This is a genomic window from Aureisphaera galaxeae (genome assembly GCF_028561275.1).
In the GTDB taxonomy this organism is placed as follows: domain Bacteria; phylum Bacteroidota; class Bacteroidia; order Flavobacteriales; family Flavobacteriaceae; genus Aureisphaera; species Aureisphaera galaxeae.
Genome location: NZ_JAQQTF010000006.1, coordinates 126,405 through 148,891, shown reverse-complemented (window position 1 = coordinate 148,891; position 22,487 = coordinate 126,405). Strand labels below are relative to the sequence as shown.

The 22,487-nt window shown below is 42.2% G+C and carries 19 protein-coding genes; 5 read left to right on the top strand and 14 right to left on the bottom strand.

What is annotated here, in order from left to right:
* Position 1: 1 nt before the first annotated feature.
* From POV27_RS11310 to POV27_RS11300, 3 genes are all read right to left on the bottom strand, one after another.
* Positions 2–1,942: an alpha-1,4-glucan--maltose-1-phosphate maltosyltransferase gene (locus POV27_RS11310; RefSeq protein ID WP_272862880.1), complete on the bottom strand. Its 1,941-nt coding sequence runs from the start codon at positions 1,940–1,942 to the stop codon at positions 2–4.
* 170 nt (positions 1,943–2,112) lie between these two features.
* Positions 2,113–2,820 carry a leucine-rich repeat domain-containing protein gene (locus POV27_RS11305; protein WP_272862879.1) on the bottom strand — a complete coding sequence of 236 codons (708 nt, stop codon included), beginning with the start codon at positions 2,818–2,820 and terminating at the stop codon, positions 2,113–2,115.
* A gap of 99 nt (positions 2,821–2,919) precedes the next feature.
* Entirely contained in the window at positions 2,920–3,564 is a 645-nt protein-coding gene (locus tag POV27_RS11300) for an alpha/beta hydrolase (RefSeq protein ID WP_272862878.1), read from the bottom strand.
* Positions 3,565–3,606: 42 nt separating this feature from the next.
* Between POV27_RS11300 and POV27_RS11295 the strand changes: the two genes are divergently transcribed.
* Genes POV27_RS11295 through menD form a run of 3 tightly spaced genes read left to right on the top strand, consistent with a single transcriptional unit; the run spans position 3,607 to position 6,809 of the window.
* Positions 3,607–4,029: a PaaI family thioesterase gene (locus POV27_RS11295; RefSeq protein WP_272862877.1), complete on the top strand. Its 423-nt coding sequence runs from the start codon at positions 3,607–3,609 to the stop codon at positions 4,027–4,029.
* 28 nt (positions 4,030–4,057) lie between these two features.
* Positions 4,058–5,101 carry an isochorismate synthase gene (locus POV27_RS11290; RefSeq protein ID WP_272862876.1) on the top strand — a complete coding sequence of 348 codons (1,044 nt, stop codon included), beginning with the start codon at positions 4,058–4,060 and terminating at the stop codon, positions 5,099–5,101.
* A gap of 22 nt (positions 5,102–5,123) precedes the next feature.
* Entirely contained in the window at positions 5,124–6,809 is a 1,686-nt protein-coding gene (gene menD / locus POV27_RS11285; protein WP_336375834.1) for a 2-succinyl-5-enolpyruvyl-6-hydroxy-3-cyclohexene-1-carboxylic-acid synthase, read from the top strand.
* Here the strand turns inward: menD and POV27_RS11280 are convergent.
* Complete coding sequence (locus POV27_RS11280; RefSeq protein WP_272862875.1) at positions 6,799–7,218, bottom strand: hypothetical protein; 420 nt, start codon at positions 7,216–7,218, stop codon at positions 6,799–6,801. The two genes, menD and POV27_RS11280, sit on opposite strands and share 11 nt — an antisense overlap.
* Positions 7,219–7,307: 89 nt before the next feature.
* Here POV27_RS11280 and POV27_RS11275 point away from each other — a divergent pair, with 89 nt between their 5' ends.
* A complete protein-coding gene (locus tag POV27_RS11275; RefSeq protein WP_272862874.1) occupies positions 7,308–8,138 on the top strand; it encodes a CvfB family protein in 831 nt (276 codons plus the stop codon).
* 2 nt (positions 8,139–8,140) lie between these two features.
* Here the strand turns inward: POV27_RS11275 and POV27_RS11270 are convergent, their stop codons facing one another.
* A complete protein-coding gene (locus tag POV27_RS11270; RefSeq protein ID WP_272862873.1) occupies positions 8,141–8,593 on the bottom strand; it encodes a hypothetical protein in 453 nt (150 codons plus the stop codon).
* A gap of 41 nt (positions 8,594–8,634) precedes the next feature.
* Entirely contained in the window at positions 8,635–9,756 is a 1,122-nt protein-coding gene (locus tag POV27_RS11265) for a C1 family peptidase (protein ID WP_272863252.1), read from the bottom strand.
* Between the two features lie 69 nt (positions 9,757–9,825).
* Between POV27_RS11265 and POV27_RS11260 the strand changes: the two genes are divergently transcribed.
* Positions 9,826–10,665 carry a 1,4-dihydroxy-2-naphthoyl-CoA synthase gene (locus tag POV27_RS11260; protein WP_272862872.1) on the top strand — a complete coding sequence of 280 codons (840 nt, stop codon included), beginning with the start codon at positions 9,826–9,828 and terminating at the stop codon, positions 10,663–10,665.
* Positions 10,666–10,673: 8 nt separating this feature from the next.
* On the opposite strand, the gene POV27_RS11255 is transcribed toward POV27_RS11260, so the two are convergent.
* The 8 genes from POV27_RS11255 to POV27_RS11215 all read right to left on the bottom strand — a co-directional run bounded on the left by POV27_RS11255 (position 10,674) and on the right by POV27_RS11215 (position 22,486).
* Positions 10,674–11,774 (bottom strand): hypothetical protein, encoded by a 1,101-nt coding sequence (locus POV27_RS11255; protein WP_272862871.1) that lies wholly within the window; start codon positions 11,772–11,774, stop codon positions 10,674–10,676.
* A gap of 61 nt (positions 11,775–11,835) precedes the next feature.
* Positions 11,836–13,266 carry a choice-of-anchor B family protein gene (locus tag POV27_RS11250; protein WP_272862870.1) on the bottom strand — a complete coding sequence of 477 codons (1,431 nt, stop codon included), beginning with the start codon at positions 13,264–13,266 and terminating at the stop codon, positions 11,836–11,838.
* Positions 13,267–13,362: 96 nt separating this feature from the next.
* Entirely contained in the window at positions 13,363–13,848 is a 486-nt protein-coding gene (locus POV27_RS11245) for a helix-turn-helix domain-containing protein (protein ID WP_272862869.1), read from the bottom strand.
* A 191-nt stretch (positions 13,849–14,039) separates the two neighbouring features.
* Positions 14,040–16,094, bottom strand: coding sequence for a VWA domain-containing protein (locus POV27_RS11240; RefSeq protein WP_272862868.1), 2,055 nt, complete (start codon positions 16,092–16,094; stop codon positions 14,040–14,042).
* Between the two features lie 211 nt (positions 16,095–16,305).
* Positions 16,306–17,970, bottom strand: coding sequence for an asparagine synthase B (asnB, locus tag POV27_RS11235; protein WP_272862867.1), 1,665 nt, complete (start codon positions 17,968–17,970; stop codon positions 16,306–16,308).
* A 310-nt stretch (positions 17,971–18,280) separates the two neighbouring features.
* Positions 18,281–20,695 (bottom strand): alpha-ketoacid dehydrogenase subunit alpha/beta, encoded by a 2,415-nt coding sequence (locus POV27_RS11230; RefSeq protein WP_272862866.1) that lies wholly within the window; start codon positions 20,693–20,695, stop codon positions 18,281–18,283.
* A 411-nt stretch (positions 20,696–21,106) separates the two neighbouring features.
* Positions 21,107–21,994 (bottom strand): ion transporter, encoded by an 888-nt coding sequence (locus POV27_RS11220; RefSeq protein WP_272862864.1) that lies wholly within the window; start codon positions 21,992–21,994, stop codon positions 21,107–21,109.
* 21 nt (positions 21,995–22,015) lie between these two features.
* Entirely contained in the window at positions 22,016–22,486 is a 471-nt protein-coding gene (locus tag POV27_RS11215; protein ID WP_272862863.1) for a sporulation protein, read from the bottom strand.
* Position 22,487 lies beyond the last annotated feature (1 nt).

Here is a 22,487-nt window from a genome sequence, read left to right as displayed (position 1 = left end):
ACTACTTTTCTATTTTGAACAAATGGAAGGGAAGTGCGGGATGCAACTCCACAAAATTCCATTCCTTGTCCCAATGGTAACTACTTCCCGTAATGAGATCATGCACGCGAATTGACTGTCCTTCATGGATTCCTAAGTCGTCCAAGGGCAATTGTACCCATCCGTTTTGAGCGTAATAAGGATCCAGATTAACCACGGCTAGGATTTCATTTTTACGTGTCTGATCGTATTTGTAGTAGGCTAAGAGTTGGTCGTTTTCTATGGAAAGGAAACGGATATTGTTGGTCTGTTGTAAGGCAGGTTGTTCCTTGCGAATCTGATTTATTTTTGAAATGAGCGTAGAGAGTTTGTTCTCTTGTTCCCAATCCCAATGGCGTATCTGAAATTTTTCGCTGTCCAGATATTCTTCTTTTCCGGGAAGGGCTGCACTGTGCATTTGCTCGAATACGGGACCATATATACCCGTGTTAGAGCTCAATGTAGCCGCTAAAAAGTATTTCTGAAGATGCACCGCTTCGTTGCCTCCTTGCAAGGCCCAAGGATTAATATCGGGCGTATTGGGCCAGAAATTAGGTCGGAAAAACCACTGCTGATCGGTTTGGGTAAGTTCCTCTACATATTCAATAAGCTCCTGCTTGTTATTTCTCCACGTGAAATAGGTGTAGGACTGTGTGAACCCTTGTTTGGCCAATTGATGCATAACTTTGGGTTTGGTAAAGGCTTCCGAAAGGAAGAGCACATCGGGATGCTTTTTCTTCACCTCGCCAATAAGCCAACCCCAGAAATAAAAGGGTTTGGTGTGTGGATTATCCACTCGGAACACCATAATGCCAAACTCCTCTACCCAATACAGGGCGGTATCCAGCATTTCTTGCCATAAGTTCTTCCAATCCTTGCTTTCATAATAAATGGGAAGAATATCTTGATATTTTTTCGGTGGATTTTCGGCATATTGTACGGTGCCATCGGGTCGCCATTTAAACCATTCTGGATGTTCTTTTACCCAAGGATGATCGGGAGCGGCCTGAAGGGCAAAGTCCATCGCCACTTCAATTCCCTGAGCCTTGGCTGCATCGACCAAAGATTTAAAATCAGCTTCATTGCCCAAGTCGGGGTGAATGTCTTTATGGCCTCCATGTTTGGAGCCTATACCCCAGCAGGAACCCACATCGCCTGTTTGGGCCTCGGTGGTATTGTTCTTTCCTTTTCGGTTCACCTCTCCAATGGGATGAATAGGAGGGAAGTACAACGTATCGAATCCCATTTTCGCAACTCTGGGGAGCAATAGTTCGCAGTCCTTAAAAGTTCCATGTTTCCCTGGCTCTTTGGAAGAAGAGCGTGGAAAGAATTCGTACCATGTACTGAAACGGGCCTTTAACCGATCCACATACACCGGACTTTCCGGACTTTCGTTTAGCAAATGCTTTTCCGGATACTTTGTAAAAATGTTATGCAGCCGATCGGAAATGGCTTCCTCAATCGCCTTATCGTAGTTGTCTTCATCTTCAAAGAAAGAAACAAGCTGTTCTAGGTATGCCTTTTCCCCTTCATTGGCATCTGGAATGATGTTCTGAAGGTATTCTATACCTTCCAATAGTTCTGAAGTAACCCTTTGTCCATCGTCTATCTTCCGCTCAATACCATGTTGCCAATTGAGGGCATAATCGATCCAAGCCTGAATTTTAAAAGTGTAGATGCCCTGTTTGGTAACCTGAAAATGGGAAGACCAATGATCGTTACTTTCATGTTGCATGCGTACTTCGCTCCACTTTCTTTCTTTTTCGTGTTTAAAAAGGAGGGAGGCCGCAACCACATCGTGGCCATCTGCGACGATGTCGGCACTTACCGGAATGAGTTCTTCAACAACAGCTTTTATGGGAAGACTTCCCCCATTAATTTGCGGATAAATATGCTCTATGACCGCTCTGCTTTGGTTGTACATGCAAGGGTTGGATTAGTGATTGTTTGTTAAATATATAAAAGAAGGTACAATAAAATACGGAGTCTCGTAAATCTTTGAAAACGATAACGTTTTCGATGAAAATTTAACAATAAAAAAAGGTGTTTTGACTCTCAAAACACCTTAGCTATATTAAACTTACTATACGAAAATTAGTTGTCGTCGTCGCTAGTTTCAATGGCGATGATCGACTTAGCTGATGGATTTAACGTGTTTCCATTAAGGTTTATGTTGGCAGAATTGGCAAGCAAAATGGTCGAGATTTCACTAGCGTTTACAAAGTTGTTTTCTGCTACCATAAATTCACGAAGTGTTCTTATTTTTCCTAATCCCAAAGGAACATTGCCTATGAGATTATTATCGAATACATTGAATACCTCCAAAGACGTTAAGTTTTCCAATGCGTAGGGAATAGTCCCTGTAAGCTGGTTACTACTAACGTGCAATTGTTTTAAGGAAGTAAGGTTGCCAATACTCACCGGAATTTCACCACTAAGACTGTTTCCGTTTAAGGCAAGAATTTCCAGTTTTTCAAGATTTCCTAGAGATTCTGGCAAAGAACCAGAAATCTTATTGAAGGATAACTCCAATACCTTTAATTCGGTAAGGGCTTCTAAACTATTGGGAAGTTCACCGTTCAAATTGTTGAACAGCATACGGATTTCTGTTACATGATTATCTACTACAGTCACCCCTGGCCAGTTTTCTACAGGCTCATTAAGATCCCATTTTTGATTCCAGGAATCGCCTTGGGTTTGTGCATACAGATCTTTCATCGCTTGTAGCTCCGAATTGGGAACCTGAGCGAATACTTGAAGGGTTACAAGTAAAGTGAAAAGGATGGTTAGTCTTCGTTTCATTGTTATGAGGTTGATGTAATTTCTTACAAATACAGCTACAAGAAACGATTATTGGGGTTAAACGCCAAAAAAAATCGACGAAATGCACAATATAATTTTCTATTCTTCAACCAATTGGGAGAGAAAGGGCACGTTCACTTCATGGATTCCGTCGAAAACCGTTACAGAAAGCCGGTTTCCGAAGACTTCGGAACCCTTCAGGGATTCTTCTGTCAGTTTAGCTTCGGTAACATATTGATCTTTATCTCCATACAAATACATTACTTGGGTGTCTTCCGGTAAATAATCGAAATCTGGCGGGCCTAATTCCTTGGGAAAGGCACCGCTGTGAAGCACCAAAGTATTGCAGCTAATTTTTCTGCTGGAAAGCCATCTTGCGGCAATGGAAACGCCTTGCGAATATCCCACAACAACAAAATTGGGCAGATGCTCAGGTTTTTCCCGTTCCCAAATGCTGTCCACATAAGCGAGTACATTTTTGGTTTCGGCCACCGTATTCTCACGGGTAAGCCAGGAAGCCCCTACATGCTTAAATTTAGGCCCTTGATAATATTTGGAAGGAGCTTGTGGTACAATGATGAAATTCTCTTCGGGATTTAATCCTTCAAAATAGCGGGCAAAGTATCGGCTCAAGTAGCCCATTCCATGAAAGACAAGCCATACATTCTTGGTTTTTTCAGAATATGTATTCACAACAGAATAGGTGCTGGTCATGGTATAACTTGTGTCCTTTTCAACGATCATATTAGGGTGCATTTTGTATTTTTACAAAAGTAAAATTTTACAATGACCTATTCCAAAGAAGAGATTCTTTCCCGTTGCAATGCGATTTGCAAAAACACCTTGATGGAAACCCTTGAAATTGAGTTTGTTGATGTTTCTGAAGACTCCTTGACGGCCCGAATGCCTGTTACGTCGAAAGTACATCAGCCCGATGGTGTCCTTCATGGAGGAGCCACAGTAGCTCTGGCAGAAAGCGTAGGAAGTGCAGCCGCCTTCGTTGTTTTGAAGGATTCTGATGCCATGGTTCGTGGGATTGAAATAGCTGCAAACCACGTAAAAGGTGTGCGTTCGGGATACGTATATGCCAAGGCCACGGTATTGCATAAAGGAAGGACGACGCAATTATGGCAGATACGGGTGACCAATGAAGCGGACGAATTGGTTTCCATGATTAAGTTTACCACCATTTCATTACCCAAGGCCTAATATGGAGTTCCGCAATCTCGTTGATAGCATGAATTCCCATTTCGACGGCGGTTTACCCTTTGTAGTTTACGCTTTTCCTAAGTCTAATACATTAAATGGAAGCTTTCAAAAGGATCCCGAAACCTATACCACCGAGGATTTTTCGGAAGGAGGATTTGTTTTTGCTCCTTTTTCAAAAGATGAAATACTAGTCATCCCCGATTCAAAAAGTACTCAAATCTCTTTTGAATGGGAAGGTGAGGAGGAAGAGCGCATTTCCGTACATCCAAGGGCGAAACTAGCGGATCATTCGGCATATCTGAACTTGGTAGGGAAGGCTCTGGAGGCAATTCGCCAAAAGGGGACAGCCAAAATTGTAACCTCTAGAACTGTCCCATTGCCTTTGGACTCTTTAGATATAGCTGTCTTGACCAAGCGCTTATTTTCCCTATACCCAAGTGCATTTCGATACATTTGGTTTCATCCCAAGTCCGGATGGTGGGCGGGAGCCACTCCAGAAGTATTGCTCACAGTAGAAAATAAAGCATTTCGTACCATGTCTTTGGCGGGTACCCAAACCTATGTTCCTGGGGAACCCCCCAATTGGACCTCCAAGGAAATAGAGGAACAGCAGTGGGTTACCGACGATATAGCTAAAAGACTTCAGAACGTAGCTTCCATTGTGAAAGTCTCCAAGACCAAAAACCACAGGGCGGGATCCCTAGTGCATTTACGCACCGATTTTACGGGCGTATTAACAAAAAGCGGAAGTGGTCTGGCCAAAGTGGTAAAGAAATTGCATCCTACACCTGCGGTGTGTGGGGTTCCGAGGGAGGTAGCACACAATTTTATTCTGAATGAAGAAGGCTACGACAGAGAATATTATACAGGCTTTTTAGGACCGGTAGCAGACACCATGAATTTCGCCCATTTGTTTGTAAACTTACGAAGCATGAAAATTTCCGAAGATACAGCGCACCTATATGTTGGAGGGGGAGTTACCGAAGATTCGGTTCCTGAAAAGGAGTGGGAGGAAACCCAGAACAAAATGCAGACCATGTTGCAGGTTCTCGCTCCAATGCTTTCGCAATGATATTGTAGTTCGTATTTTTGTGATGATGAATTTTTCGAAGAAGATCCTTTCTCAAACCGTTACCCAAATTTGTTTATCCGCCGGAGTTGATCATATCGTAATTTCACCTGGCTCCCGAAATGCCCCTTTAACCATTGGTTTTACGCAGCATCCCGATTTTAAATGCTATAGTATTGTAGATGAACGCTGCGCAGGCTTCTTCGCCATGGGAATGGCACAACAACTCAAAAGACCCGTGGCCTTGGTTTGTACTTCGGGGTCGGCATTGCTTAATTATTACCCCGCAGTAGCCGAAGCATTTTATAGTAATATTCCCTTGGTTGTCATTTCTGCCGATCGGCCGAAAGAATTGATCGATGTTGGGGATGGGCAGACCATTCGTCAAGAAAATGTGTATGACAATCATATATTGTATTCGGCAAATTGCAAGGAAGGACAGGAATTTCAATCCTATAATGAAGAAGAAATAGGAAATGCATTAACCACTGCTCTTAGGAAAGAAGGGCCCGTACATATCAATGTGCCTTTTTCGGAACCCTTGTATGAAATTATTGATGAACCTACGATTTCATTAAACCGTACGCAGTGGACTTCTCACTTTCAACAGGATGACTCACGGGAGATAAACCCTACCCATTACAAAGAATTCATTAGTGATTGGAATGGTGCCCAGCGGAAAATGATCTTGGTAGGAACCCTTCCTCCCAATGAAGTAGGAGCCTCTATTATTGAGTTGTTGGGAAGTGATGATGGAGTTATGGTATTTACAGAAACCACTTCCAATTTACACCATGAACACTTTTTCCCCTCGATTGACAAGATCATCATGCGATTGGAGGAGGCTGATTTCGATGCCTTAAAACCGGATATGCTACTCACTTTTGGCGGAATGGTAGTTTCCAAAAAGATAAAGGCGTTTTTGCGTAAGTATCAGCCACAAGCACACTACCATGTCGGGCCGCATCAAGGGTATGATACCTTCTTCTGCTTGAAGCATCATTTTGAGGTTGCTGTAAATGACTTTTTTGATGAATTCAAAAAGGACTATTCAGTAGGCAATGGGGGTTATCGTGAATTTTGGTTAAAAGTTAAGCAACAAAGAGCTCGTAGGCATGAAGAATACCTTGGGCAAATCCCTTTTTCCGATTTAACCGTTCACTCACTATTGTACGAAACCCTCCCCAATAATGTGCAATTGCAATTGGCCAATAGTGCTACAGTTAGGTATTCCCAATTGTTCGATCTAAATCCTACTTTCGAGGTGTTCTGTAATCGTGGAACCAGTGGAATTGATGGTAGCACGAGCACTGCCATAGGTGCCGCTCACATTTCGAACAAACAGACAGTTTTCATAACAGGGGATTTAAGTTTCTTTTACGATAGCAATGCCCTTTGGAATGATCATATACCGAACAACTTCCGGATGATTGTACTTAACAACAGTGGAGGCGGGATTTTTAGGATTTTACCCAAGGCAAAAGATGCCCAGCATTTCGAGCAGTATTTTGAAACGCAACACGGTCTTACTGGAGAACATTTGGCCACCATGTTTGGATTTAACTATGTTTCGGCCAGCGATGAAGTGTCGCTTCGGGAAGTACTACAGGACTTTTATAAGGATTCAGATACACCGCGGATCCTAGAGATTTTTACTCCGACCACTTTGAATGATGAGGTGTTGATAGATTACTTCAAATTTATTTCTTAGGCTTTTTCAATAGTTCCTGTGCCCACAGGTAGGCTTCGCCCAGATCGTCGAAAACAGCTACTTTTCGTTTAATGGCTTCTTTTTCTATGAGGGGTAGGGAAGCATCGAATCCTCCAGGATAGACAATAGCTACACCCTTTAGAAAGGGAATTAGATTAATGTACTTGAAGAATTTAGGATCAATTTCATAGGGATGTATCCTATGTGAAATATAAACCCATGGCTTATAGTCAATATAATTTACTCCCTTAACGAGAAGATCGAAGGTATTTTTGTAGTTAATCTTTACCCCTTGCTCCACTTCGGTAATAACGACATTTTCGTATAACCAGACTTTGGCTACTGCACTTTCTATAGTCCGTAATAACGGTGGAGCCCCGGGTAAGTTGTGGGGGCCTTCCGAGGTCATAAAAAAATTGGTTAGTTGCCTCTAAGTTACAAATTTAATTGAGACGGTTATTGTTCCGTGCCATGGTTTAAATTGTATCTTTGCGCCCAATGTTACAGCTAGGAAAATTTCAGGATTTAACCATACTTAGGGAAACCGACCCTGGGTTATTTTTAGGAGATGAAGAAGGGAACGAAGTATTGCTTCCCAATAGATATAAACCGGACACTTTCGAGGTGGACGATACTATAGAAGTGTTCGTGTACCTGGATAATGAGGAACGTCCTGTAGCCACGACAGATAAGCCTTACGTTACTTTGAACGAGTTTGGATACATGGAATGCAGTGCGGTGAATAAGTTCGGTGCATTCATGGATTGGGGATTGGTGAAGCAACTGTTCGTACCATTTAAAGAACAGGCACGTCCTATGAAACAGGGGAGCTGGTACATCGTATATCTATATCTCGACGAAAAGACCCAACGTCTTGTGGGAACCAGTAAGACCAACAAGTTTTTGGACAATAGCGAACTCACGGTAAAGAAGTTTGACGAGGTTGACATCATGATTACCCATATTACCGATAAGGGAGCCAATGCCATTGTAAACGGGAAGCATAAAGGGCTTATTTATATTGACGATATCTTCGAAGACATTAGAACGGGAGATCGTTTAAAAGCCTTTGTTAAGAAAGTCCGAGACGATAACAAGATCGATTTGGTATTGCACTCTCCTGGGTATCGAAGTATCGAACCCAATGCGCAATATGTGCTAGAAGAACTAGCAGCGGCTGGAGGATTTCTTCCATTGCATGACAAATCGGATCCCGAATCCATTAAAAATGAGCTTGGATTGAGCAAAAAGAGCTTCAAGAAAGCAATTGGGAGCCTTTACAAGGATAAAAAGATTGTGATTAAGGAAGATGGGATAGAGCTCATTTAAGCTTAAAAACCCCTCCCAATTCTATACGGAGCACAGCGTGCACATACACCAAAAGGAGGACAGGGATCTAAGAAATCCAGTCCGCGCTGTTCCTTATATACCGTATTTTTTACTTTAGTAGCCCCATCGGCTCCATACTGTGCCGTTCCTCCCGAATAGTTTCCGTATTGTGCTTGTAGTTCCTCTGCACTAATACCGTTGTTCTGATATTCATTGGTTTGGGCATAAGCCTCTGTCATGCTTACGGGTTGGTAATAATTATCTACTGTTACTTTGAAGTAATCCTGTATGCTCTTCTGAAATTTGGGGGTACTGTCAAAATCCAAATCTAAAGAAGGTTCTAAGGAAGTATCGGGAAGGGAAGTGGCATCGATCTTAAAATAGCGGGTTTCAAAATCGTATTGCCCCCACACCAGCGCAGGTAAGAATAATAGAAAATAACACAGTTTTTTCATTACACATTCAGCAGCAAAAACTGAACCACTTTGCCTATGTTCTATAAGTTTAACTTTTTCGCTGTATCCTTAGGAACCGCGTCTTTATGAACGGTAATGCTAATGGTTTTTAGGCGCATATAGCTTTCACTGAAATACACATAACCTCCATTGGCATTTCTCGAACTATCTGAACCCCAGCTATTTTTTACCTTGTAGTATTTGCTTCCATTTTGATCTACCAAAGTCCCTGTAATGTGCATAAGGTGATCGTCTGTGGTCGTAAAGTTTTCGAATTCGTCCTGACGGTATTCTTGAGAGATGCTTTTCTCAGGATATATTCCTTGCAGTGCTTTTTTATTGTTCTCTTCACTCATCGGGATGATGGCCACCCCGTCTTTAGAAGAGAAGGTACGTTCGCTCACGTCGCAATCCAATTCGACCGTAAATCCATTTTCCAACGCATGATCTATAGCGCCCATCATTTCATCCAAGGGTATATTGTAAAAACTTCCGTAGCTCCAGTTGTCGGGAATGTTCAAGATGAATTCCGAATAGAAAGGCGCATGGGTAAAGGAAGTAATGCTTACATAATCGGCCGGAACGATCTTGGTCATTTCCAAAAATGACTTCGGGGTATAGCTTTTCCCTTCATAGGTGAAAGAAGTAGGGTTGCCTCCAATGTACGCAGATAGTACACCATCTATGGCCTTTCTCCATTTCTTGCTCAGTTTTCTGCCCGGATTGTCTACATAGGTTTCTACCATGGAGCGGAGCACCGCGGCCAACTCTGCGTGATTGTGATAGGTTTCGTCGGCTAAAAGCCCGCTAAAGGCTTCATGGGGAACCAAACCATATTCTGCTACCGAATTCATGACATCATGTGCCAATCCACCTTCACTAAACTGTGCCTTCCCTTGACGCATGACAAAGTTTTCCGCTTTTTTGGGATAGGTGTTTCTTACGGTATACATTTCGGAAAGGTCTATTTGCTTCCCAGTGAGACGAATAATTTCAGATTCCAGAAAGGAGGTACTGGAAAAGCTCCAACACGTTCCTGTTCTTCCTTGGCTTATTACCGGAGTGGTTTCAAGGTCAATTACATCGGTAAATTTATAGGCTTCTTGGGCCATTAATTGTGCGGACAAGAGTAGGATTCCCAAACTCAATACTGCTTTTTTCATCATTTCTAAGGTGTTTTATAGAGTGTCCCGAACTGGGGAATTAGTATCTTTGAAGCTAAAATAAAAAATATGATGACACCCAACTGGAAAACCGCCAAAGAATATACCGATATCACCTATAAAAAAAGTGATGGCGTGGCCCGTATTGCCTTCAATAGGCCAGAAGTACGCAATGCGTTTCGTCCACATACCACTTCCGAATTATTGGATGCCTTTCACGATGCCCAAGAAGATACAAGTATTGGGGTGGTGTTGCTATCTGCAGAGGGGCCTTCTCCAAAAGATGGGGTGTACAGTTTTTGTAGCGGTGGTGACCAGAAGGCTAGGGGCCATCAAGGCTATGTAGGACAGGATGGTTATCATAGATTAAATATCCTCGAGGTACAACGTCTTATTCGCTTTATGCCCAAGGCCGTTATCTGTGTGGTTCCTGGTTGGGCTGTGGGCGGCGGACATAGTCTGCATGTGGTGTGCGATATGACTCTGGCCAGTAAGGAACATGCTATTTTCAAACAAACGGATGCTGATGTAACCAGTTTCGATGGTGGTTATGGAAGTGCCTATTTAGCGAAAATGGTAGGGCAGAAGAAGGCGCGTGAGATTTTCTTTTTAGGCCGTAATTACAGTGCACAGGAAGCGTTTGAAATGGGAATGGTAAATGCGGTGGTTCCACATGATGAGCTGGAACAAACCGCTTATGAATGGGCACAAGAAGTGTTGGCAAAGTCTCCGATATCTATCAAAATGCTGAAGTTCGCCATGAACCTTACCGACGATGGTATGGTAGGACAGCAAGTATTTGCGGGAGAAGCTACGCGATTGGCTTATATGACCGATGAAGCGATTGAAGGGCGTAACGCATTCTTAGAAAAGCGTAAGCCTAACTTCGATAAGAAATGGTTGCCTTAAGGGTCGGTTTATTGCGTCAGATAAATCTGCGCAGGGGCCAGTTCTAAATCCACAATTTTCAAGATTTCGGCATCGAAATTGGTAAAAAGAATACCATGTTGTGTGCTACCATTAGAGAAGGTATAAGCAATAATACCACTTTCTAGATCTACTGTATAATTTTCTAGGGAAACATCTCCATATCCTTCCGTTTGTCTCAAATTGCTATCGAGGAAAATGCCCAAATTATCACCACTTACCAAAGTGCCATCGCTGAGATCGATAACTCCAGGCCAATCGGTTAGTGTGCTAGGTTGTGGAACATCCAGTGATGTTAACATGAGATTTCCCGAAAACTGCGTAGTGAAAAAACCATTGTTCAATAATATTCCGGCCGATGGAATAAATGGAACCACGTTAGACAGGGAGAGTGTATTGGCATTGTAAACGTGGTAGCGATCATTAAAGAAAACGTATAGGTTGTCCTCATTTTGGGTAATGCTTACCGAAGTTTCGGAAAGTGCCGTAGCTGCTTTTATTTCCCCAGAATCGAGACTGATTCGTTGCAAGGTGTTTTCAGTCCCCGAATTCTGAAATACCCATAGATCTTCTGATATGGTGGCCGATAGTATTCCCGTGTCGAACAATTGCGTAAGCACACAATTTTCACCATTTTCCGTGATTCGGATATTGGCTACGGAGCTTTGACCGAAGTCGATTTCTGAAAAAGCCACAATTTTTTCCTTGGACCCTAGCACAAAGGCTGGGAATTCTGCCGAAATGGAACAAATTTCATCGTACATTTCCATCTCTTTCGAATCTAAATCCCGTTTCCATACCCTAAAATTGGGCCCCTGTCTTCGGAACCAAGTAAGGGTGTTTTCGTTGGCATTTACAAAATCATTAGGGGTAACCCCCGAACCTGAGGTAAGGTCTACCCTAGTTACGGCAGCTGTGGATCCTTCAACGGTCAATTCAACTAAATTGCCATTATCTACGGCGATAACAGTTACGGTAGGGGCATTAAAGGCGGGGGTAGGATCTACTATGGGATCTCCATCATCGTCGTTTGAGCAACTTAAAAAACAAGAGGCTACATAAAACAGCAGAATGTAGTGTACGACTCGCATTGAACAGCTATTAGATTGAAATAAAGGTATTTAAAATTCAAACACCTTTTAAAATGCAAGTCTATTTTTCTATAACCAATTTTTTAGTAACGGTTCCTTGTTCTGTGTCAATTTGAAGGAATAAGAAACGGCTAGAAGTGTACGGAATGGTGATTTCGGAACGATTCCCCTTTTGTTCTTGGATAAGACGTCCCATAACGTCATACAAACGTAGCGTCGTAATCTCAATACCTGCATCGTTTTGGATGTTCAACCGATCACTAACCGGATTGGGATAGACGCTAAAACCTAAATCAGAAGCGAATGAGTCCACACCAAGGGTATTTTCTTTCACCAAAAAGAAACCTCCTTGACTTCCTAAAGTAGAAATTACAATGTTGCCGCTATTAAAGTAAGGGTATACACTCCATGCTCCACTAAATCCAGAAGAATCGTTTGCCGGATATACATCGAAATAACCAATTTCTGTCATGGATTGATTGCCAATATCGGTAATGTCGATAACACGCATTCCGGCATTGTAGCTTGCTTGATAGTATTTATTTCCTAAAACATACCCATTATGATCGGTAGCACTGGTAGGGCCAAAGTATTCAAAAGATTCTACTGGGTTATCCAAATCCAGCAAATCGAAAATAATGGTTCGGGTGTTGAAACCTAAATTCAATTCGTCCGATTCGTCTCCGATAATCAGATAACGATGATCTTCGGTAAGCCATCCTTGATGGGCATGTTGGCTGGTTGTATAGTCGAAATTAGAAATAACCTGAGTATTGGACTTATCAGTAATATCGATGATGGTTACGTCTTGGTCGAATCCATTAAAGCTCAATAAAATTTCACGACCTGTATAGTCAGAATCGGGACCATTATAGGTAACGATTTGTGCATCGTGTGTAAAGATGCCACCTACACCTCCTGCGTTGACCGGGTTTAAAGGATCGTTAATGTCTATGAAATGTACTCCACCCCCAAAAAGGTTAGTTCTACAAGCATATGCATAACCTGTATCTTCATTAATTGCCAAGTTGTGTGCATTTTCGAAGTCCGAATAAAGTACATCCTCCGTAAAGGTCACGGGTGGGCTAGCAACATTCCGTAAACGCGTTAAATCGAATATCTGCATTCCATGGGCTCCATTATTATCGCTTACCACAAAAGCAAAATTGTTGAATGTTTTTATGTCCCTTGCTGTGGCTGTTCCCGTTACCGTAGGCATTCTACCTAAGTAAACTGGATTTACAGGATCTGAAATGTCTATGAAAGCAGTTCCGTTATTCAGCCCAACGATGGCATATTCTTTATCATCTAGAGGATCTGTCCAACCCCAAGAATCATTGGCATTGGTAGCTCCCATAGCAGTGAATGGGATATAGGCCTGAAGGTCGTATCCATCGCAAGGATATGCACCCGCCATACCATTTTCACATGGTGTTTGCGCGGTAATGGATAGACTAATACAAAGGAAAAGAATAGCGTATAAATGTTTCATAGCAAGTAAATTTTAATTGCTAATCTAACTTATTTTTAGCAGAGTTTGCGTTAAACCTTTCTTATTCCAGTCTTGAAACAAGAAAATGGCGGTCGTTTAGTCGTTATGTAGGGTGTTAGCATATTTTAAGGGGGTAGTTCCTTCAAGGGTCTTAAACACCCTGAAAAAGGTAGATCTTGAAGAGAACCCGGCTGCGTATCCAAGGGCTTCTAGAGTTTGTTCTTTTAAAAGGTCTTTTTTGATGAGGCTTTTTACTTCTTCCACTCGATAACGATTAATGTACTCCCTAAAGTTCATTTCCAATTTCCTGTTCAGCATTTGGGTAAGGAAATCGGGAGAAACCTCAAGTCCTTCTGCCAAATCCTGACGGGATAATTCGGGCTTACGGTAGGGTTTCATTTCAATCATGTAATTTTCCAATCGATCGATAAAGGAATTGTCCCTTTCCCTATTCCTGATGGTAGCAAATAACCCTTTTTTGAAAAGGGACTTCAGTAAAATTAGAAATAGGAATAATCCCATGATGCCTAGGATGGCTGATAAGATAAAATTGTCTACTGCTGCATTTATATAATGGTCCAAGGCAATGAGTTAATTAGAAACTTCTCTATCTAAAAGTAGCATAAGAATGCCCACAATCCCTTCTTTTATTGCCTGCATATAAGTATTACGAGATATTTTATGTTTTAAGACTGAGCGTTCTGCAATAAAAAAGGGCCTTCAAAATGAAGGCCCTTTTATCATATTTTCTGTAGTTATTAGAAAGGGGATCGCTATATGCGAAGTATTTTTCCGGCATATTTCTTCTGCTTTCCTATACTAACGGAGTATACATACAAGCCTTTATTAACTTCATTGTTTCCGTTATCCGTTCCGTCCCATTCTATACTATTTCTTCCATAGGTTCCATCAATTTCGATGGTTTTAATCAGTTTCCCGTCAATAGAATAAATTTCCACAACGATCTTTTCAGGTTGCGATAATTCTATGTAAGCCTTGGTCGAAGTTGTGAAAGGATTAGGATGGAAACCTGCACTTGGAAGATCGCCTTCCAAATCACTTTCCAAGAACAATGTACCGCCATCGCTAAGTATGGTAAAGGGACTTGATACTTGATAGCAGATACTGGTTTCTTCGATAAGATCTAAGATTTCCTCAGCTTGGGTAGAACCTTGTGGCCAAGAATAGTACTCCAAGAGTAAACTTTCAATTTTCTTTTTGGCCCATAATTTAGGTAGGAACGCAAAATTTGGATCATTAAGATCTGTCAGGTTAAAATCAAAACTATATTCTACAGGTTGATTAAAAGCCGAACCGGCAAGGTTTAAGTTTATGTCTTGCGATGTGTTATATCGACCCGTCCAAATGAGTTGTTGCCCTTTATATAAATTGGGAAGGGGATTGGGATAAAAATCGTTTATAGCATCTGGCGGGGTGATGGTCACCACGGGATTAAGCAATACCGGATTTCTAATGGTAAGGTAGAAATTAGAAATAACATCACTAATCTCATCATCTCCTAAGAAGGTTACAAATCCGTTATTTTCCAATGCGAGCCTGGTTAGTAAATCCTGAGTCACACTTTCCCCAATTCCAAAGGTGAATAGGAATATTTCGGTTTCATTGTTTTGTACTTCCGTTTCTACAGCTTGTAGAATACCCTCAGTGTCCGTAATACCTGCCGTCGCTTGTCCATCGGTGAAGAACACAATGATATTTGCTTTGTCTAAATCCAGGGAATCGAACTGATTAATGGAGAAGATGAGTGAATCTGAAATATTTGTAGTTCCTCCGGCAGAAATATTATCTATATATGCCAAGGCAGCATCGCGATTTGCCGTATTGTATTCCATCAATTCTGGGCTGAAGGATGAAACACCGCTCGAGAAATCGACAATATTAAAGAAGTCTCCAAAGTTTAGGTTGTTGGTAATGAATTCTGCAGCTTGCCTTGCCTGTACAATCTTATCACCAGACATACTTCCGGATCTATCTACAACTAAAATGAAGTTTTTGTCTATTACTTCTGTGTCGACATTGGATTCTGGTTCAATGACCAGCCCAAAGAATCCATCTCCCAATTCATCACAAGTAATGGTTCCAGGTTCCAATAAAGTACTAAAGGGAATAACTCCCAGTTCATCCGATGCCAATTCGTAAATGATATGAATGTCGTCTATGGGAGCACTTTCTTCTACTTCCAAAAAGACAGTGGCCAAATTACCGTTATTAACAATGGTTCCGTTATTGTTTACCATTACGATATTCTCGATTGTTCTGTCCGAAATCAATTCCAGATTGAATGTCTGGAAGTTTTCAATAATTCCAGGTTGAATGGCAGAATAATCGCTGGGATATGAAAATGTCACCTCGTTGAAACTGTAAGGAAGAAGTTCTACGTAGGACAATTCGACCTCTAGGACATCTCCATCCTCAATAGGGTCATCGAAAGGGAAAAACACAGGCGTTTCTCCTAAGTAATTCGCCAAATAGTCGGGAATATCTACCCCAGAACCGGGATCGCCAGGATCTCCAGGAACGAAGACAGCATATAGCCATTCCCCTCCATTTATCCGCCATCTTAACTGAGTGTAGGAGGCTTCGGAGGCCATGGGAAATGCGTACCTAATATTATAGGATCCGCCCAGTTCATTTACAAAAACTTGAGAAGTTACCGTTACAGCTACTTGATTTTGAACCGTAACATCGACATTGGTGTTCGTTAATCGCAAATAGGTGTCTGGCACCTCATCTACAATGATTACTCCGTTTGCATAACTGCAAAGCGTAAAGATCAGGAAAATGAATAGAAATGTAATTTTCTTCATACTGCAATTTTTTAGGTTGATTGTTCAAATTTGACGAGGTAAGAAGCTACCTGTCAAGCGCATTTTTCTGTTTAAGTTACAAAAAATTAAATAAGAATGACGAGGTCAGTAGTCTAGAAACATTAATTTTTACTGAAAATCGAGCTATTAAAAACAAAAAAAGACTCCCTTTTTTGGGAGTCTTTTCATCTATGTTTAACTCAAAAAACCTTTAATAGGCTTCTTCATGTACGTTGGCTACAGCACGTCCACTTGGGTCGTTCATGTTCTGGAAACTTTCATCCCAAGCCAAGGCCACAGGGCTACTACAAGCCACCGATGGCACCGAAGGAACACTTAACGCAGCGGTATCGCTTGGGAAATGTTCTTCGAAAATGGAACGGTAGTAAAATTCTTCCTTACTCGTTGGGGTTTGAATCGGGAAACGATATTGGGCGTTTTTCATTTGCTCATCGGTTACTTCCTTTTCAACCAACTCTTTCAACGTATCGATCCAACTGTATCCCACACCATCACTAAATTGTTCTTTCTGGCGCCAAGCCACACTTTCTGGAAGCATATCTTCGAAAGCCTTTCGTAGGATCCACTTTTCCATACGTTCTGGGGTAATCATCTTATCCTTGGGGTTCAATCGCATGGCTACGTCCATAAACTCCTTATCTAAAAAGGGAACACGTCCTTCAATTCCCCAAGCTGCTAGGGACTTGTTTGCGCGTAAGCAATCGTATTGGTGTAGTTTGTCCAGTTTCCTTACGGTTTCTTTATGGAATTCTTCTGCATTCGGCGCTTTGTGGAAATATAGGTAACCCCCAAAGATTTCGTCACTTCCTTCTCCAGACAGTACCATTTTAATTCCCATAGCCTTGATCGCACGTGCCATAAGATACATGGGGGTAGAGGCACGGACGGTGGTGATATCATAGGTTTCCAGCTGATAGATTACATCCTTAATGGCATCGATTCCTTCTTGGATGGTGAATTTAATCTCGTGATGAACGGTATCTAGGTGGTCCGCCACTTTTTTAGCTGCTTCTAAGTCTGGAGAACCTTCCAAACCAATGGCAAAGGAGTGTAATTGTGGCCACCAAGCGCCTTCTTTATCCCCGCTTTCAATACGCTTGTCGGCATATTTTTTGGCAAGGGCAGAGGTAATGGAGGAATCCAGTCCACCAGATAGTAGTACTCCATAAGGTACGTCACTCATCAATTGTCTGTGCACGGCTGCGTCTAATGCCTCACGAAGCTCCTCGATAGAAGATTCATTGTCCTTTACGTTTTCATAGTCCATCCAATCGCGGGTCCACCAGCGCTTAATTTCCCCATCTTTGCTATGTAGGTAGTGTCCTGGAGGGAAGAGTTCAATTTTTGTGCAAACTCCTTCCAACGCTTTCAATTCGGAAGCCACATAGAAGGTTCCATTTTGGTCCCATCCCATATAAAGCGGGATAATACCCATGTGGTCACGGGCGATTAGATACTCGTCTTTTTCTACATCATAGACAGCGAAACCGAAAATTCCGTTTAAATCGTCCAAGAAAGCAGCTCCTTTTTCTTTGTAAAGCGCTAGTATTACCTCACAGTCACTCTTGGTCTGAAATTCGTAGGAACCTTCGAACTGCTTACGCAATTCCATATGGTTGTATATTTCCCCGTTAGCTGCCAAAACCAGATTTCCATCTGGAGAAAACAAAGGTTGTTTCCCACTGGTTGGATCCACGATAGCAAGACGTTCGTGAGCCAAAATGGCCTTTGGAGAGTCGAAAATTCCGCTCCAATCCGGACCGCGGTGGCGAATACATTTCGCCATGGATAATAGTTGAGGCCTCAGTACTTCACTGGGCTGTTTAAGTTCGAATGCACATACAATTCCACACATGATATTTAAAATTTATTAGATGAATCAATTGTTTAATCCCACAAAAAAACCCGTCAAGCTGGAAACTTGACGGGTTCAGTATAGGGTACAAGTTTCTGCTACGGATTTCCGTTGTTATTATTCAAATTATTATTGAAAATAGAACGCAGCATTCTTGTGTTTTTTCTTTATTACATGTAAATGTTCAATAAAAATATTCGCTTTTCCAAATTTTTTTTGGAATTATTGATGAATTATGGACAAAAACACAAAGAATTCGTTGAAGTGTAATTTTCCTACACTTTTTAAAATTAAAATCGAAAGTCCACTTTTAACGTAAGGCAGGATAGGAGGAAGGGTCTACCTCGTGCATCATCTCATATACCTTTTCGAACACATCTTCTACCGAAGGCTTACTGAAATAATCCCCATCCGTTCCATAAGCCGGACGGTGCGGCTGCGCTGCCAATGCTTGTGGTTTACTGTCTAAATGTACGTAGGCATTCTGCTCATCGACGATATGCTGCAATAGATAGGCAGAAGCTCCTCCAGGAACATCTTCGTCGATTACCAAAAGTCGATTGGTCTTGGCAACACTCTTCACTACATCGTGGTTAAGATCGAAGGGAAGTAGCGACTGTGTATCGATTACTTCAGCGTCGATTCCCACTTGCTGTAGTTCTATGGCAGCTTCTTGTACAATACGCAAAGTACTTCCGTAGGAAACCAAGGTGATATCGGTTCCTTCTTTCACGGTTTCCACAACGCCGATTGGAGTACGAAGTTCTCCAAGGTTATTCGGCATCTTTTCTTTTAGACGATAGCCGTTAAGACATTCCACAATTACAGCGGGCTCGTCACTTTGCAGTAATGTATTATAGAATCCTGCGGCCTTTGTCATGTCGCGTGGCACCAACAGATACATTCCACGCAACAAATGAATTAATCCACCCATCTGGGATCCACTGTGCCAAATGCCTTCCAATCGGTGTCCACGGGTACGTACAATTAATGGAGCTTTTTGTAGTCCATTGGTTCTATAGCGTACCGTAGCCAAGTCGTCGCTCATGATCTGTAAGCAGTACAGTATGTAGTCGAGGTACTGAATTTCGGCAATAGGACGCAATCCTCGCATGGCCATTCCGATTCCCTGTCCCAAAATGGTAGCTTCCCGGATTCCCGTATCACTCACTCGTAATTCGCCATGCTTTTCCTGCAGACCTTCCAGTCCTTGGTTCACATCCCCAATGGTTCCGCTATCTTCACCAAATACCAAGGTCTCTGGGTGGTTGCTGAAAATGCTATCGAAATTATCACGAAGTACCAAACGGCCGTCTACCATTTCGGCATCGGCATCGTAGGTGGCTTTTACTTCGGCGATCTGGGTTGCTTTGTTGTCTTCTTCAGAATAAAGGTGTGCGCTGTATTTGGGTTGAATGATCTCGAAATAGTTGTTGATCCAATCCTGAAGCTGTCTTTTTTCAGAGGTCTCTTCCGTTACCACATAGCGCAGTGCCTTTCGTGCGGCGGAAAGGATATCTTTTCGAATGGGCTCGTCGTTACCGGCAAGATCATTCTTTATTTTTTCAATAAATACCTTGTTAGGGCTACTTTCTGCCAAATGGGTAAGCAAGGTTACTACTTCTTCTTGTTCCTTCAATTGAGGGGCCAAGAAAGCAGACCAAGCAGCCTTTTTTCCATTTCTAACCTTCTTCTTAATGTCCTTCTCCAATTGATCCAATTCCTCTGCCGTAGCAATATTGGAGGCGATCATCCATTCCCGCATTTTATGGTTACAGTCATGCTCCTTTTCCCATTGTAATCTTTCAGGGCTTTTGTAACGCTCGTGCGAACCACTGGTAGAGTGTCCTTGAGGCTGGGTAAGTTCTAATACATGCATGAGCACGGGAACGTGTTCTTCACGGGCAATTTTACCTGCTTTCTGAAATGCCTCTACCAATCCAGCATAATCCCATCCTTTTACTCGGATGATTTCATATCCTTTGGCATCCTCCGTTCTTTGAAAGCCCATTAGAATTTCGGAAATGTTCTCCTTGGTAGTTTGGTGCTTCGCATGTACGGAGATTCCATATTCGTCATCCCAAACACACATCACCATAGGTACCTGCAATACACCAGCAGCGTTAATGGTTTCCCAGAACAGTCCTTCACTGGTACTGGCATTTCCAATAGTTCCCCAAGCTACTTCATCCCCATTGATGGAGAATTGTGTCTTGTGTTGTAATCCGGAAACGTTTCTGAATATCTTAGAAGCCTGTGCCAATCCTAATAAACGGGGCATCTGTCCTGCGGTTGGAGAGATATCGGCACTACTATTTTTTTGTTGGGCTAGATTTTTCCAAGTTCCGTCCTCATTCAAGCTATGGGTGCCAAAGTGACCACCCATTTGACGACCCGCACTCATAGGGTCGGCCTTAATATCGGTATGGGCATAGAGTCCTGCGAAGAATTGTTCTATGGTCAATTCACCTATAGCCATCATAAAGGTCTGATCGCGGTAGTATCCGCTTCGCCAGTCCCCATTTTTGAAGGCCTTAGCCCATGCCAATTGAGGAACTTCCTTTCCATCGCCGAAGATCCCGAATTTTGCTTTTCCAGTAAGTACTTCTCTTCGGCCTAACAAACTACATTCCCTACTGGTAACAGCGATCGTATAATCGTTTAAAACTTCTGCTTTAAAGTCTTCAAAAGATAACTCACTATTTACTTGAGGGTTTGTTTGCATAGAACGGGAAATTTGTTCCGCAAAAGTAGCAAATTTCGACCATATTTGCAATGGCCTTGGATGTTAAAGTATTGCGAATAATTCAATAAACGAATCTATTTTGATTCTCTTTTTAAGGATTTTATAATCAAATATCGAATTAGCAATAAAAAAGGCAAGGAATGAAGAGCTAAATCGAACACATCCATGGCCTTCATATCCACGGCTCCACCCCAAAGCCATTTCAGTTTGCCCCAAAGATGTGGCTCGGGCGAAAATGGGGCTAAGCCTAAAGTAAGGCATAGCAGTATGAGCAGTTTCCAGTTGTTTAGCATGTGTAATGGGGTTAGGTCGACATCTAATGGCAAAAATAAAACCCGAGTCATGAATTTCAAAACTCGGGTCTCTTCAAAAGTATAAGTCTAGATCTTATTATTCCTCATCTACAGGAATAGGTTCTGGCTCTGGATGCTTCAGTTTTAACACCAACGCTTGCATCTCTGCTAGTTTCTGCTCCAATTCACCCAAATTGGTCTGAACATCTTCAGGAGCTACTAAATCTTCTTCAATTGCTTCTTCACGCGCTTCGTCCATTCCGTTCATAATCACCCCAATAAAAAGATTCAGGATGATCATGGTTCCCAGTAATACAAAGGAAACGAAGAATATGGCTGCACCAATGGGACTGGCCGATGGATTGGTACAAAGGGCCTCACTACCACCGTAGCCATAGTTGTCGCAACCGTACATATTGATGTACATGACATCTGTCCAGTCCTCTAGGGTAACTACCCTAAACAGGGATAACATGGACAGCTGTAGGTTTTCAAAATGTATAGGATCGTTGCCCCCAAAGAAGAAAACCGCTGCAACCGCATATATGTAAAACAACAAGAGTAGTAGAATGGAAACATAACCCATAGAAGGGATACTCTTTAGCAATGCGCTTACCAATAGCTGTAACTTGGGCAGGGCTTTTACCAATTTCAGCACACGTAGCAAACGTAATAAACGAAGTACGGCTACCGAACTTCCACCAAATGGTAAGAAGGCCGCGGCAACGATAACGAAGTCGAATATATTCCATCCGTCATAAAAGTAACGCCAAGGCTTTTTGCCTTCGGCAACCATCTTTATGACTACTTCCGCTACGAATATCCAAAGGATAATTTTGTTGAGCAGTTCTAAGGTTGTGTGATGTTCTTCAGAAAATTCGGGATAGGTAGCAATTCCTACCAATACCCCAGCAATGAGAATAGCGATCGTGATAAAATTCTGAAACCACTTGGCCTCAGCAATTTTCTTGCAAAGCTTTACCATGAAATCGAAATGTATTTTTGGTTAGACTAGTTTTACCTCTTTCTTGTCCGAAGGGTCCAAGGCAGCGCTTTTTACATCTGCCTCTGCATCGACAAAGTAGCTGGACTTTTCGTTATTAGCGAATTTGCCCAATTTGCCAAGGGTTCCAAGGGCACCGCCCATTTCCTTTAGGTCGTCTGCGTTGGATTTTACCAGTGTGAAGGGTAAGGAGAAAGGAACTTCTTTGGTATCTCCGGGAGCAATGCTGAATCCTCCAGGGACTTTAACCTCTCCTAATTCGAATTCTTTTTCTTGTTTGTCGTCACCGCGGCCAGTGGTGTATTCTTCAAGGAGCTGAACGGTAATGTCTACCACTTCCTGTTCGCTTTTAGTAGTAAGTACTACCGTTCCTTCAATAATGCCGCTATCTTTAGCGATTTGCCCAGGTACTTTTAGCTCTACTTTAACGCCGCCAATACCCAGCTTGTCTTTAAATTTCTTTAGAAATCCCATA